This is a genomic window from Fibrobacter sp. UWB5, assembly GCF_002210295.1.
Taxonomy (GTDB): domain Bacteria; phylum Fibrobacterota; class Fibrobacteria; order Fibrobacterales; family Fibrobacteraceae; genus Fibrobacter.
Genome location: NZ_MWQH01000001.1, coordinates 320,471 through 334,508, shown reverse-complemented (window position 1 = coordinate 334,508; position 14,038 = coordinate 320,471). Strand labels below are relative to the sequence as shown.

Here is a 14,038-nt window from a genome sequence, read left to right as displayed (position 1 = left end):
CGTTACCTCCCGAGGATTTTTCCGAGCACTCTCAAGGGGAACACGAGGAACGGCATCTTCTTATAAATCCAGGCGAGCGACTTGGCAAAGGCGTAGCTGCGAATAATGTAGGCGCCCGCAGCCCCCACCTTACGGGTCTGGAATTCAAATTCTTCCTTGGCGTGAGCAATCACGTCGTCGTAGTACTCGTTAATCGTAATGCTCTTGTCGGCGTTGACTTTTACCGGAATGTTCTTCAGGTTCGTGTAGAAGTCCTTGCGTAAAATCTTGGGCAAGAACAGGTCCATGCTGGCAGGCACCTTGTGGCCGCGGGTATCGATGATTCGCGAACCGAAGAAATGCAGCACCTTTGCCGTCGGGAGGAACCTGTTGCCGTAGGCCAGCTGGCAGTTCCAGCCACCGGGCATTTTCTTGGTGATGTAATTAAACTTGAAGTTTGTCTCGGCGAGGCTTGCCATGTCGTAGGGAAAATTCTTGGACACGCAATAGAGCCAGAGTTCGTGCCAGGTTTCAAAGAACTTGCGGGCTTCGGGAGTGTCTGCAGCAAACATCACTCCCCCGTTAAAGATTTCGTCGTTCAGAATCGGCGAGAAGCCCATCATCTTTGCGTTGTTCAGAACCTTCTTGCGGTTGATGGCCTTCGAAAGATTAGTGTGGAAGTCGAGCACCGCGTAAATGCCGCCCTTCCATTCTTCGGGAATCGAGAGGTCGCCCACGATGGCGATATCGGAATCCATGTACAGAAAATCGCCGTCGACCACATTGCGCATGACCGTCTTGAGGTAGCGGGAGCGGAGCATGGGCGTAAACTTTTCGTCGAGGGTCAGTACCTTGAGTTCGTCCACCGCGTCTTTAAGGACCGCACGCGGGCCAGTGAGAGTCGCCGCCGTCTTGTCGTCGGTCAAGAGCGTTACGAAAGCGCCCGGGTTATGCACACGCAAAGAGGCAATCGCCACCAGCGTCTGTTCACAGAAAAAATCCTTCGGGGAACTAGTCAGAACAAAAAGGTACTTTGTCATGGGTCAAATATACCTTTATTATAAGAAAAACTCCGATTCCCTTGCCGGAAATCGGATAAATTGCAAAAACAAGAGGTTAATTAGCCTGCCTGGGCGGCTTCGAGCTTGCTGATTTCGCCGGCCTGCTTGTCACAGACGTTCTTCAGGTTGTTGATTTCGGCGTCTTTCTTTGCAAGTTGGTCCTTAAGATCTTCGCACTGGGCGGCGTAAGTCTGCTTGGCTTCGGTCTGGGTCTTGAGATCGTTCAGCAAGCTGTCGGCAGAGTTGCGCAGGCTCTGGACGGTGTCCTCGGCATCCTTGAGAGCGGCATCGTTGTCGCAAGAATCATCTTCGTCGTCGCACATGGCCTTAAGTTTTTTAGAGGCGGCAATAGCAGCAACAGCACCCAAGGCAAGACCGGCAAAAAAACTTGATGCTTTCATTTTTAAGCTCCTTGAAAAATCTTTTCCTATAATATCCATTCTGAAAATAGAAAAATCAAGTAAAAAAAGACCCGACAGAAAAATTTTTTCTCTTTTTTATTATGCGGGAGGGAACCCAGCTCGGAGTTGACGCCTATCGGCGTCCGTGGCTACATTCGGTCATATCGGCAAGTAAACTTGCCGCTGCGACACTCATTCGCACACTTTTGCGAAGGCCACATACAACATCCTCTAAAAACAATAAAAATTCTTTTTTTTCCTCTGAAAAAGGCAATTCCTTCTTATTTTGAAGGTAGCACAAGTTATTCTTAGGAATGGAATTCTTTTTAAAGCAAAAGACCCTCCGGATTGCTCCAGAGGGTCTTTGCAGCGGGAAGAGCGAGATTCGAACTCGCGATAGGATTAAGTCCTATACGTCCTTAGCAGGGACGCGCCTTCGGCCAGCTCGGCCATCTTCCCATCTTGGGGACACAAATTTTAGATAAAATTCGGTAATTTTTCAAGGGTAAAGACGCAAAAATGGCAAATTTAGCCCCATAATGGCACTTTTTTTTACATTACATGGAGCAAAAAAGCAAATTTTCTAAATTTTCACCATGCGTTTCTTATCCAAAGTGTTAAAAATCGCGGCCGCATTTGCGCTGGTCGGACTCATTTGCTGTATTCCCGCCTACATCGTCGTATTCAAGATACTCCCGACCCAGGATCCGGACAACCAATTCAACCGTTCCACCATTCTGCAGGTGCTTTCGGGCGAAACCCGCGTCTATTATAATGACGGCGAAGAACTTTTGGGCGCCTTCTTTGACGCAAACCACCGCGTGTACGTGCCCTACGGCGACATTCCGGCCAATATCGTGAACGCCTTGATCGCCGCCGAAGACGCCGGCTACTGGACACACTCCGGTTTCAGCATTTATGGCTTTACCCGTGCCATGATTTCGAACATCAAGAGCGGGCACATGCGCCAGGGCGGTTCTACGCTGACCCAGCAGACCGTCAAGAACATCTTTGGCCGCGAAGAACGAAGCATCAAGGAAAAGGGCAAGGAGCTCATTAACGCGCTCCGCATGGAAAAGCACTTTAGCAAAGAAGACATCCTGGAATTCTACCTGAACCAGTTCCACGTTTCGGGTACCGGAAAGGGCGTGGCTATTGCCGCCCAGTACTTCTTTAACAAGGAACTCAAGGATTTGACACTTGCCGAATGCGCCTTTATAGCAGGTTCGGTGAAGGGCCCGTTCAACTACGACCCGTTCATTCAGCGCAGCGCCGAACGCCGCGAAAAGGCCTTGGCCCGCGGTAAGGAACGTTTGGAATACGTGCTTGGCCGCATGGTCGAAGAAAACTACATCTCCGAAGAAGATATGAGCGAAGCGCTCGCCAAGCCGCTGGAATTCAACCACGGCAACTTCCGCTTTAGCGTGAGCACCATGCTCGACCGCATCGAAGAAAAGCTGGACGGCGAATTCTTCCAGAAAAAGTTTGAAGCCGAAGGAATCGAAGACTGGCGCAAGGCTCAGCTTTCGATTACAACCACCATCGACGCCCGCAGCCAGGACGCTGCTAAGACCGCTTTGCAGGCAAACATCAGCGGACTCCAGATGCAGCTCGGCGGTTTTGTTCTTCCGAAGGCACAGTTCGCAAACCGCGCCCAGACGGCGCGCAAGGGTGACTACCTGTACGGCACTGTAGACAGCATCATGGTCGACGACCAGGGCGGTCTCAAGGCTTTGACGCTCAGCTTCGGCCAGCTCAAGGGCTTGGTCTCTGAAGCCGCCGTGAAGGACTTTGCGAAAAAGGCCGGTGGCGACGTGAACAAGATTTTGGCTCCGCAGCTCAAGAAGGGAGCAATCCTCTTGGTGAGCATCATGGACGATAAGCTTGTAGACGGCTTTGCCCCTTGCCAGATTGAAACGGAACCCGTGCTGCAAGGCGCTCTTTTCGCCATTCAGAATGGTAACGTCGTCGCAAGCCAAGGCGGTTTCCACAACACCGGATTCGACCGTAGCTTTAAGGCTGTGCGCCAGCTGGGTTCTAGCTGGAAACCGATTCTTTACGCACTCGCCCTCAAGTACCACTGGAATTACCTGGACATGCTTGAAAACGACTTCAACGTTTTCCAGTTCACCAATCAGTTCTATTTTCCGCGTCCGGACCACAAGAACAAGGGTGACGTCGTAAGCATTGCCTGGTCTGCAACACGTTCTGAAAACATCGCAAGCATCTGGCTCTTGGAGCACTTGCTTGACAAGCTTTCGCTCGAAGAATTCAACGACATTGCCGCCGTGAACGACATGGCCCGCCACGAAGACGAAGACACCAAGAAATTCTTTGAACGCCTGCGCGACAAGTACGGCCTGATTTTGAAAGAAGACACCAAGCGCGAAATCGAATTCACCAAGGCACGTGACGCTCTGGCCGAACGCTATCACCTGGAAGGCAAAGACGACAAGGCCCGCGATGTGCTGAACCTGCGCTACGGCACCTTTAACGATGTCGCCGTGAAGCAGTCCAAGAAAGACGCGAAGACTCTCGGATTCATCAAGCACAACTACAAGCGCTATTCCGAAATTCTGCGCGAACGCCAGGCTCAGGAACTCGACCCGACCGTTGATCTTCCGCCTATCGAATCGGTGGTGCTGTACAACAACTTTACGCTTGCCGACATGAAGCGACTTTCTACCATGATTGAGCCGGTGGATAGCGAAGTCGATTACCTGGATGCAGAACACCTGCGCTACTGGCCCGATTACAGACGTTCCTTGTCCTTTGCCGAATACGCACGTTTCGCTAAAGAAATCGGTATTCACCAGAAGCTGCAGAAAGTATTCAGTATGCCGCTCGGCGTGAACGACATTACGCTGGCTGAAATTTCGACAGCCTACCAGACGCTTTTAACCGGCAAGGTATTCAAGTGCCTCGATGGTGACTGGACCGATCCTTGCTTCATCAAGGAAATCAAGAACCGCGACGGCAAGGTGATCTTTAGAAACAAGAGCGAAAGCAAGGTGGTTCTTGGCGACACGATTACCTCGCAGATGGCCGTGATGTTGCACTCCGTGTTCATCAACGGTACAGCACGCAGCCAGTACACGCACATTACGGTGACCTCGCCGGATAAAGCCATTACGCTGCGCTACCCCGCGCTCGGCAAAACCGGTACTACGAACGATTACCGCAACGTGGCCTTCCTCGGTGCACTTCCGACTTACGTGAACGAGAAGAACGGAATTTCTACCGATTCCGTGATTGCCATCGGTAGCTATGTGGGCTTTGACGACAACAAGCCGCTTAAGTCTGGCCGTACGCGTATTGCAGGCGCGAGCGGCGGCCTTCCGCAGTGGGCTGACTTTGCGAAGAAAGAAATCGATATTTTGGGTCTGCCAGAAAAGATTGACTTCCTCGACATTTCGATGCTTGCCGCGGGCGAAGTTCCGCTGGTGCTCCCCAACGAACGCGGCCAGCTGACTGTAGACCCGATGACCGGAAGCATTATCGCAGGCGGTAGCGCCGAACAAGGCCGCCCGCTCCCGTGGATTGAGGTTCCGGGATTCACGCCGCCGCAGGTACACGCCGCGGCCGCCGAAGACATCGCCGCCCACGGAATCATGATTAGCTTGCCCATGCCGGCCGCCGCACCCGCCGCTCCTGCAGATTCTGCCAATGTAGCCGGCGCCGCCCCGAGTGGTCCTGCCGAAGGCACTACTTCGGAAGGCGCCGCCGTGGCCGTACCCGCACAGCCTGCACAACCGGCACAGCCGAAGGCTGCCGCCATGCCCAAGGACGACGACTGGGATTTGCCTGAAGGCTTTGACAGCAAGAGCGCCTTTGTGCCTATCGAAGCGGATTAATAGTTGGCAGTTGGTAGCTGACAGAACTTAGCGAAAGAAGAAAATAAAATGAGAATCAAGTTTTTTAGTTTGTTATCAGCAAGTGCTTTTGCACTGACGGCTTGCGTGGGCAATGCACCCGCTCCCGAAACAGAACCGACTAACGTTTCTGCAAACGATTCTTCCGAGCAAGAACAGCCAAACACGCTGTCAAGCGACACGTCGCATCTGAACACGCAGGAACCGGGCTCCCCTTCGGGCGCGATTTTCAATTCGCAGGCACTTGATGGCTACCGCCTGGCCACCCCGGAAAATATTCCGACGGCTCCTGAACAGGGCCCCGCCACTAGCGAAGGCAAAACGACTGCCGCAATCGCAGACCCGTACACAACGATCCCTGCAATTGTCCAGAGCATTTTCGATTACGCCAACACCTTGTACCAAGCAGGCTATACCGATTCTGCGAGCGCCTACCTGGAACGTTTCCGCGTCATCAAGCCCTTGTGGGAGCAGTGGGAATCTAAAGCCGATTCCATGCTGAACGAATTCGGAAAGGTTCGCGCCGAAAAGGCGAAGGCTTACGAGCCGATGGTATTCCAGATTCAGAACATGAACCGCGCCAGTTCCGACTATGGGCTTGTGGCACAAACCGCCGACAGTTTGATTGCGCTTGCTCCGGGCGATTCGCTGACCCAGTGGGCCAAGGCGCAAAAGAGCGTCGCCTACAAGAACACGCTTGCCAAGGCAAAGAAGGAATACGCCGCCATCAAGGACTTAGCTGACAACCAGGCTCAATTTGCCGAAGCCGAAAAGCAGGCCATCACGTTCCAGATGCGCTACCGCGACTTTGAAAACGACCTCCATATTCAAGCGCTTATCGACCACATTCGCGAACTGGCGCAAGCAAACGATGCTGAAGCCGCCAAGTACTGGGAATCTCACGATCCGGCACAGGCTCTCGCCAAGGCAGACACTCTCTTGCAAAAGGAAAAGTTCAGCGAAGCCAAGGAGCTTCTGATGAAGCTGAGGGCTAGCAAGCTCCGCAAAGAAGCCAACGAGCTCTACACGAAACTTGCAGACGCCTTCTGCACCAAGCAGCGCAAGACAACAAGCCAGATGTTCGCCAAGGCCCAAAAGCAAAAAGATGCCGCCAAGAAGAAAAAGCTGTTGAACGACGCAATCGCTCCGCTTGACAAATGCTTGACGGAATACCCTGACAATCCGCAGAAGCAGAAAGTCGAAGAGAACAAGAAGTTCCTGGAACAAGAATTAGGGAAGTAAATCAGATGTGGGATGTGAGATGTGAAATGAGTAATTACACATTTCACATCAGTCATTGCACATTGTTTTTACAATTCTACTAATATGCCGGCTTGCACGTAGGCGTAGCCTTTACCGTCGTGGTCAAGGAACTGGTAGCCGCCCATCAGCATAATCGACGAATAGTCGCCATTCTTGATATCAAGGCCGCCACCGGCGCGCCAGAACATCTGATTGTTCGAGCCAAAGAGATAGCCCCAGTCACCTGTTGCTACAGGGAGCGCCGTGCTACCGATAGGCAAGCGAACCCACACACTACCCGAAACAGGAATCAGGCTCACATTGTCGATTTCTTGATAACCCGAACCGATACCGAAAAAGAGCATCTGGTCAATGGGGTACCAAAAGTGGCCGAAGACGTTCAAATTGAACTTGCCGATATCGCTCACATGGTTCACGACACCGCCCTGCACATCCATGGTGAAAGCGTTCGCCGGAACAATGGCGAATGCTAACGCAAACAAAATGGCAGAGAAAATCTTTTTCATGCGACAACTCTAAATATATTCAAATTACTCGTCACTGCGGGCTTCGCGGGCCCAACCGCCGCTCTTTTCAGGCTTGAAGGCCATAAAGAAACCTTTAAGCATGGCGTAGTTCATCGAGAGGAAGTAGTAACCGCTCGGGACAATCTTGAAACCGGCGACCAGCAAGGCAAGCGACATCACACCAAAGAAAATCTGGTAGAAGAGTCCGCTCGTGAGCAGGCAAGCGTTCGCGATAAACAACAAAATCAAAATGTGCGGCGAGAACCAGCGTAGAATCTTGTGCGAGAAGAACAAGTAAGCAAGCAACGGGTGCAGCGGATTCAACAGCGGCAAGTAAGAGAACAAGAAATTAAAGTTCGCGCGGCCGATACGCACCTTGCGGCGGAATTCACCGCTCGATTCCTTAGACGTCTGCTCGGTACCGATGGCGCTTGTAACGAAGGTGCAGTAATAGCCCTTTTCAAGCACCTTGGTCGTCACGAAGAAGTCGTCCATGACACTCTTCTTGACCGGCAGTTCCGTATACAAATCGCGACGGATGGCATAGAGGGCGCCGTTACCGCCAATCAACATATCAAGAATGCCTTCGAACTTTTTGATTTCAGATTCCAGATCCCAGTAAGAGCTTTCGCCGCGACCCAGCGTAGAGCCACTCTTGTCAGAAAGAATCAAGTGACCGCAGGCGCAACCGATTTTCTTGTCCTGGAAAGGAATCACGAGCTTGCGCACCACATTCGGGAAGAACATCGTGTTTGCATCGCAGAAGAGCAAGATATCATTCTTTGCAATCTTGTTCAAGCGGTTCAGCATAGCAGCCTTACCCGCATTCTTGGGCGCCTTGACCAGCGTAATTCCTTGGTCGGCATAGCGGGCAACGATTTCGGCGGTTTTGTCCGCAGAGCCATCATCGCCAATCAAAACTTCAAGTTTATCCTTGGGGTAATCGAGTTCCAGAATGTTCTGAATTTTGCGTTCAATCACCGCCTCTTCGTTGTAGGCAGAAATCAGAATCGACACCGTCGGCAATTCAACGTTGCCCTTTTCCGGAGACTTGCGGCGTTTGAAGATTTCGCTTACGAACGGGAGCGTCATCGGGAACAGCAGGTAGCAATGCACCAACAGGAAAATCATCACCCAGAAAACGATTTGTGCGTAAAAAAGGAATTGTTCGTTCATCGGGACATCCACTCCTTCTCTTTTTCAAGGAACTGGTACAGCATGTATTGCAGCTCTTGCGGCGACATGGAATCGGTCACCGTCAAAATGCTCATGCCCTTCGGGGCGATAAGAACAAATGCGGGGAGTGCATTCAGTTCCCATACATCAAAATAGCAACGTTGAACCGTATTCTTTTGGCCATCGCACATGATGGTATCTTGAGAATCGGCATCGAGCTTAACTGCGTAAAAGCGGCTATTCAGCAAAGAGGCGACCGTCGGATCGCTATAAACGTTCGCATCCATAATGCGGCACGGCACGCACCAGTCCGCATACAGATCCACAAAGACAAGTTTCGGAAACTTTTGAGCCTTTTCAAGCGCTTCGTTATAGTCCATCCAATGGACCGTAGACTTTCTAGCCGAGGCCTTCTTGGCAGGCACCGCATCGTTCAAGGGCGCGGCAAAAGAAACCGAAACGCAAAGTGCAACAAGCGTCAACAAGCGGAAAATCAATGTACGCCTCCCTTATGCGCGGGCATCTGAGGCTTCAACCTTTTCGGTCCATTCCCTTTTTGAGCGGCCTCTTTCGCATCTGCCGTAGCGGCCTGCGGAGGCGTCAGCAGCGTGTCGATGCGGGCGTTTACCGCCTTCTGGAACGGCACCCACTGGCGTTCGTCATTCAGGATTTCTTCGGTTTTGGCGAGGAACTGTTCGCGAGTGTAACCCGCTGCATTCAAGATGTCTTGGCGCACCAGGCGACCCATCGGAGAATCCTTGCCGTAGGTGATTTCGGCAACGCGCAATTCGACAAACAAGTCTACGAACTTCTGGTCGACCGAAACTTCGCCGCTACAGCCACCCATGCCGAAAGCCGCACTAAAAAACAAGGCGGCTACAAGGAGATGCCGTACCAAGCCCTGCATGACACGCGGACTTGAAAATAATTTTCCGACATCCCTCAACATATCTACAACACTCGATTACTGCTCGTTTTCTTCCAGAGCGTTTTCGAAAAGACCTTCCACGTATTCAGCCTTGCTGAAAGGCACCAGCTGGTCGATGCGTTCGCCCATACCAATCCAGCGGATAGGAATCTGCAGCGAGCTTGCAATCGAAAGCACTGCGCCGCCACGGGCCGTACCGTCGAGCTTGGTCACCACGAGGCCGGTGAGCGGGAAGCTCTGGTTGAAAATCTTCGTCTGGTTGATGGTATTCTGTCCGGTGTTGCCGTCAATCACGAGCCACATGTCGTGCGGCATGTCGGGACTCACCTTCTTGATCACGCGGACAATCTTCTTGAGTTCTTCCATCAAGTAGTCTTTGTTATGCAGACGGCCGGCGGTATCTATAAGGACCACGTCGCAGCCGCGGGCCACTGCCGCATTGCAGGCATCAAACGCCACAGCCGCAGGGTCAGAACCTTCCTGGTGCTTCACGAATTCGGCCCCCGAGCGTTCGGCCCAGGTTTCAAGCTGGTCGATGGCTGCTGCACGGAACGTATCGCAAGCCGCAATCATCACCTTCTTGCCTTCGTCCTTCAGGCGGGCGGCAAGCTTACCGATCGTAGTCGTTTTACCGGCGCCATTCACGCCAATCACAAGCACCACGTGGGGCTTGCCCTTGAGTTCAAACGGCGGCGGATCCTTGAGCAGGCGTTCCGCTTCGTTGCGCATGATGTCAAGCACCTGTTCAGTCGTCAGCGACTTGCCCAAGGCCTGTTCGCGCAAAGCATCCGTCAAAAGGAACGCAGCTTCAACGCCCACGTCAGCCTTGATCAGGTGTTCTTCAAGTTCCTCAAGAGTGTCGTCTGTAATTTTGCCTGCGCCAACAATACCCTTGAGTTCGCCCATCAAGGCGTCGCGGGTCTTGGCAAGGCCACTCTTAATGGCAGAAAAAAGTCCCATTCGAAAATTTCCGTATAATCGTTAAACGATGCTTTCGACCTTGTCGACCAGGCCGTAGGCCTTGGCTTCTTCGGCGCTCATAAAGTTGTCGCGTTCCGTGTCGCGGTCGATTTCTTCCATGGTGTGGCCAGAGGTTTCGGCAAGAATTTTGCCCGTAATGTTACGGATACGGAGCATTTCTTCGGCCTGAATCTGGATATCGCTTGCGGGGGCCACAATTTCACCGTGAATGAGCGGCTGGTGAATCATGATACGGGCGTTCGGCCATGCATAACGCTTGCCCTTTGCGCCAGAAGTCAAAAGTACCGCACCCATGGATGCAGCCTGACCGCAGCAAACCGTGACCACGTCGCTCTGGATTGCGTTCATGCAGTCGTAAATGGCAAGGCCGCTAGAAATCACGCCACCCGGGCTGTTGATGAAGAAATAGATGTCTTCGTGGTTCAGAGAATCCAGGTACAAGAGTTCCTTCACAATGCGTTCGGCGCTTTCGTCATCGACACCGCCCCACAAGAAAATCTTGCGCTTGGAGGCAAGGAATTCTTCAGCCTTCTTCATGATCTCGGAAGGGGCATTCTCTTTCTTTTCGTTGCAATCTGCCATAATAAATCCTTTTTGTTCGGGTACAATTTAGAAAATTCAATATATTATCGTCTTTTTGAACCCGTTTGTAAACAAGCATATTTTTTTCAGTTTTATGTTCCATTGCCCATAAAAAATATACATTATGGGTGTAAACCCTTATTTTTAGGACACTTATGGCATTTTTCCGTGCAATTTTCTATTACCTGTTCATCGCAGTCGGACTATTCGTTGTTGGCATTCCCTTCATGTTCTACAAAGGCGTTCTTTGCAGGCGCTGGGCCGACAGCACCCGCGTGTGCATCCCTTTTTTTAACGTGCTTTTCAAACTCTCGGGAATCAAGGTCGAAATCGAAGGCAAGGAGAACATTCCGGACCACAAGAAGTTCGTGCTCATTGCCAACCACCAGAGTTTTTTGGACATCAACGTCATTTGGCCCTCGATTACCATGACCTCGTTCATTGCGAAGGCGGAACTCTGGAAGATTCCCGTGTTCGGCTGGGTCTTGACTAAAATCGGCTGCATTCCGGTGCACAGGAACCCGCGCAAAAATCTGGGCATGGGCGCCACCGTGAAAAAGCGCCTCGAAGACAACGTGACGATTTCCGTGTTCCCCGAAGGCCACCGCAGCAACGACGGACACATGCTTCCGTTCCAGAACGGCATTTTCCGCATGGCGAAAGAAAACGAATTCCCGCTCTTGCCGGTGACGATTGTCGATAGCGGCAAGCGGCTTTCCAAGACCAAGTGGGCGCAGACTCCGGGTGTGGTAAAGATTGTGGTGCACCCGCTGCAAACGCCCGAAAGCTTTAGAGACAAGTCCGTCGCCCAGTTGCGCGACGAGATGCACAACATGATTTCATCGGCGCTGCCTTACAGGCAGAACAGCCAACAGGAGGCTTAATATGGCCCAGCATTTACCTAGCGAAGAACAGATTATTGCCATTTTACGTGACGAACCGATGGTCGGCAGCCGCTTGCGCAGCGCCCTTGGCCTCCCGAAAAAGCAGAAGATGGCCTTTAAGCAGATGCTCGCCGACATGGTGGACCGCGGGCTGTTAAAGCGTACCAGCCACAAGGAATACCAGCTGGGCGATGGCGAAAGCGTCGAAGAAAAGCGCGAGAAGCGCGTGAAGAAGATTGCGGAACAGTACCCCGAAGACAATCGCCGTCCGGGTGCCCGCAGCCGCAGGCAGAACGACAAGGAAAACGAAACCCGCGTGAAGCGCGGCATCCTGCACCAGACGGGTGAAGAAGAATGGGAAGTGCACGAACTCGATACCGGCAAGGTGTACGAGATGTGCCACCGCCGGCAGGCTCCGGGCAAGGAAGGCGAAACCATCAGCTTCACGCTGTACCCGCATCCGAAACTCAAGCACAGCTACCTCGCAAAGGTCGACCGCACTGCCGAAGCCATGAACATCAGCTGGGAGGAAGTGAAGACCAAGTTCATGGAAGATGCGAACTTGCCCAAAGACTTCAGCCCCGCCATCAAGAAGTATGTGGACGGCGTCAAGGAACCGTGCGGCAAGGATTTTAAGGGCCGCGTGGATTACAGACAACTCACGATTCTCTGTATCGACCCCGACGGCGCCATGGACCATGACGACGCCATTAGCGTGGAACGCACCGCGAAGGGCGGCTACAGGCTAGGCGTGCACATTGCCGACGTGAGCTACTACGTACCCGAAGGGAGCGAGCTCGACGAAGAGGCCCTGGAAAGGAGCTACACGCAGTACCTGCCGTGGACCGCCGTGCCGATGCTCCCGGAAAAGCTTTCGAGCAATGTTTGTAGCTTGCACCAAGGTGTAGACCGTTGCGCATTCACCTGCATGATGGAACTCGACAAACACGCGAACGTGCTCAGCTGGGATTTCCACCGCAGTATCGTGAAGATTACCAAGTCCATCACCTACGAACAGGCGATGGAAATGATGAAGAACGGCGACGACGACATCAAGGCGCTCGCCGAGGTGACGGCGCTTTTGAAGCAGAACCGCACCAAGGACGGCCTGCTGGAATTCCAGAGCACCGAATTCGGCTGCAAGTTCAATGAAAAGGGCGAACCGGAAAAGATTTTCCCGCGCACCACCGACGAATCGAATTCGTGGGTGGAAGAATGCATGCTCATTGCGAACAACTGCTGCGCGAAGGAACTCAAGAAACGCAAGCTCCAAGGCATTTACCGTATCCACGAAGCGCCGGACACCAAGGACATCATGGAACTGTACTATATGTACCCGGACCTGTTCAAGGATTCTCCGGTGATGTTGCGCGACCTGGGCAAGCCCCGCAGCGGCGACACGAACCTGAACCCGACGGCATTCAAGCTTTACGAACATTTGGTGAAGCGAGCCGCGGGCGACGAGACTTTGACCAACCGCATTCTGCGCAGCATGCAGAAGGCGCATTACGACAGCAACAGCTTCGGCCACTTCGCCTTGAACTGGCAGGACTACGCACACTTTACCAGCCCGATTCGCCGTTACGCCGACTTGTGGTGCCACCGTGAGCTCGCGCGCAAGGGTGCCGAAATTACCGCCGAGCGCAAGAACAGCGTAATTGAAGTCTGCGACCTGATTTCGGCAAACGAAGTCAAGAACCAGAAAACCGAACGCATCGCTATCAAGGTGTGCAGCTGCTGGATTTTGAAGAGCCACATCGGCGACGACTTCGAGGCGACCGTCTCGGGCATCGAGGAATGGGGCATCTACGTTTCTATCGCCGACCCGATTGCCGAAGGCCTGGTGCGTTTCCGCGATATCGCCGGCGATGACTTCTACGTATTCAACCCGGATCAGGGACTCGCCTTCGGCAAGAAGAGCGGGCGTACGTTCCGGCGCGGCGACAAGGTGCTGGTGCGCCTTTTGAGGGTGGACCCTCTGCGCGGTCAGGCGGACTTCAGCATTATCGAAAAGCTCTCTAGCGAACCGAAGAAGCGCCGCCGTCAAGGTGAATCGCGCGACGACTACCGCAACCGCGACGTTCACGAACGCGCTGACCGCGCCGCCGCGGCGGAAGCCCTCGGTTACGTAAGCCAGCCCGACGAAGACTTTGACGATGACGTTCCGGAATTCGTTTCGGCACACAGCCACATGAACCGTGGCGGCCGCGGAAAATCCCGCGGAGGCAGGTTTGATTCCGACGCTCCGAGCTTTGAGCGCCGCAGTTCTCGCAGCAGAGGCGGACGCAACGACCGTGGCGACGACCGCGAAGGATTCCACGTAGCAAGCAAACCGCGTAAGGGCGGTTCCCGCAAGGGTGCAGGCCGTAGCAACAAGAGCCACGGACGCGGTGGCAGAAGGTAAT

Annotated in this window: 12 protein-coding genes and 1 tRNA gene; 4 read left to right on the top strand and 9 right to left on the bottom strand. The window is 53.1% G+C overall.

Annotation, left to right across the window (positions count from 1 at the left end):
• Nucleotides 1-2: 2 nt before the first annotated feature.
• From B7989_RS01485 to B7989_RS01475, 3 genes are all read right to left on the bottom strand, one after another.
• Nucleotides 3-1,019: a hypothetical protein gene (locus B7989_RS01485; RefSeq protein ID WP_088626863.1), complete on the bottom strand. Its 1,017-nt coding sequence runs from the start codon at nucleotides 1,017-1,019 to the stop codon at nucleotides 3-5.
• Nucleotides 1,020-1,099: 80 nt separating this feature from the next.
• Nucleotides 1,100-1,441: a hypothetical protein gene (locus tag B7989_RS01480; protein ID WP_072798295.1), complete on the bottom strand. Its 342-nt coding sequence runs from the start codon at nucleotides 1,439-1,441 to the stop codon at nucleotides 1,100-1,102.
• A 370-nt stretch (nucleotides 1,442-1,811) separates the two neighbouring features.
• Nucleotides 1,812-1,900: transfer RNA gene (locus tag B7989_RS01475), tRNA-Ser, on the bottom strand.
• Between the two features lie 137 nt (nucleotides 1,901-2,037).
• Here B7989_RS01475 and B7989_RS01470 point away from each other — a divergent pair.
• Nucleotides 2,038-5,295 carry a transglycosylase domain-containing protein gene (locus B7989_RS01470; RefSeq protein ID WP_088626862.1) on the top strand — a complete coding sequence of 1,086 codons (3,258 nt, stop codon included), beginning with the start codon at nucleotides 2,038-2,040 and terminating at the stop codon, nucleotides 5,293-5,295.
• Nucleotides 5,296-5,343: 48 nt separating this feature from the next.
• Nucleotides 5,344-6,555, top strand: a complete 1,212-nt coding sequence (locus B7989_RS01465) for a hypothetical protein (protein WP_088626861.1) — start codon at nucleotides 5,344-5,346, stop codon at nucleotides 6,553-6,555.
• Between the two features lie 68 nt (nucleotides 6,556-6,623).
• Here B7989_RS01465 and B7989_RS01460 read toward each other — a convergent pair whose 3' ends face one another.
• From B7989_RS01460 to B7989_RS01435, 6 genes are read right to left on the bottom strand one after another with little or no spacing between them, the layout of a single operon-like run.
• Nucleotides 6,624-7,082 (bottom strand): hypothetical protein, encoded by a 459-nt coding sequence (locus B7989_RS01460; RefSeq protein WP_088626860.1) that lies wholly within the window; start codon nucleotides 7,080-7,082, stop codon nucleotides 6,624-6,626.
• A 24-nt stretch (nucleotides 7,083-7,106) separates the two neighbouring features.
• Nucleotides 7,107-8,258, bottom strand: coding sequence for a glycosyltransferase family 2 protein (locus tag B7989_RS01455; RefSeq protein WP_088626859.1), 1,152 nt, complete (start codon nucleotides 8,256-8,258; stop codon nucleotides 7,107-7,109).
• Nucleotides 8,255-8,755, bottom strand: a complete 501-nt coding sequence (locus B7989_RS01450; RefSeq protein ID WP_233144201.1) for a thioredoxin family protein — start codon at nucleotides 8,753-8,755, stop codon at nucleotides 8,255-8,257. Before B7989_RS01450 ends, B7989_RS01455 begins: the two co-directional genes overlap by 4 nt.
• Nucleotides 8,752-9,165 (bottom strand): hypothetical protein, encoded by a 414-nt coding sequence (locus B7989_RS01445; RefSeq protein WP_088626858.1) that lies wholly within the window; start codon nucleotides 9,163-9,165, stop codon nucleotides 8,752-8,754. The genes B7989_RS01450 and B7989_RS01445 overlap by 4 nt, the downstream gene beginning before the upstream one ends.
• Nucleotides 9,166-9,222: 57 nt before the next feature.
• Nucleotides 9,223-10,146, bottom strand: a complete 924-nt coding sequence (gene ftsY, locus B7989_RS01440; RefSeq protein ID WP_072798115.1) for a signal recognition particle-docking protein FtsY — start codon at nucleotides 10,144-10,146, stop codon at nucleotides 9,223-9,225.
• Between the two features lie 21 nt (nucleotides 10,147-10,167).
• On the bottom strand, nucleotides 10,168-10,749 hold the full coding sequence (locus B7989_RS01435) for an ATP-dependent Clp protease proteolytic subunit (RefSeq protein WP_072798113.1): 582 nt from the start codon (nucleotides 10,747-10,749) through the stop codon (nucleotides 10,168-10,170).
• Between the two features lie 155 nt (nucleotides 10,750-10,904).
• On the opposite strand from B7989_RS01435, the gene B7989_RS01430 reads away from it, so the two are divergent.
• Together B7989_RS01430 and B7989_RS01425 are read left to right on the top strand one after the other, a co-directional pair.
• Nucleotides 10,905-11,633: a 1-acyl-sn-glycerol-3-phosphate acyltransferase gene (locus B7989_RS01430; RefSeq protein WP_088626857.1), complete on the top strand. Its 729-nt coding sequence runs from the start codon at nucleotides 10,905-10,907 to the stop codon at nucleotides 11,631-11,633.
• Nucleotide 11,634: 1 nt separating this feature from the next.
• Nucleotides 11,635-14,037 carry a ribonuclease R family protein gene (locus B7989_RS01425; RefSeq protein WP_088626856.1) on the top strand — a complete coding sequence of 801 codons (2,403 nt, stop codon included), beginning with the start codon at nucleotides 11,635-11,637 and terminating at the stop codon, nucleotides 14,035-14,037.
• Nucleotide 14,038: the final 1 nt, after the last annotated feature.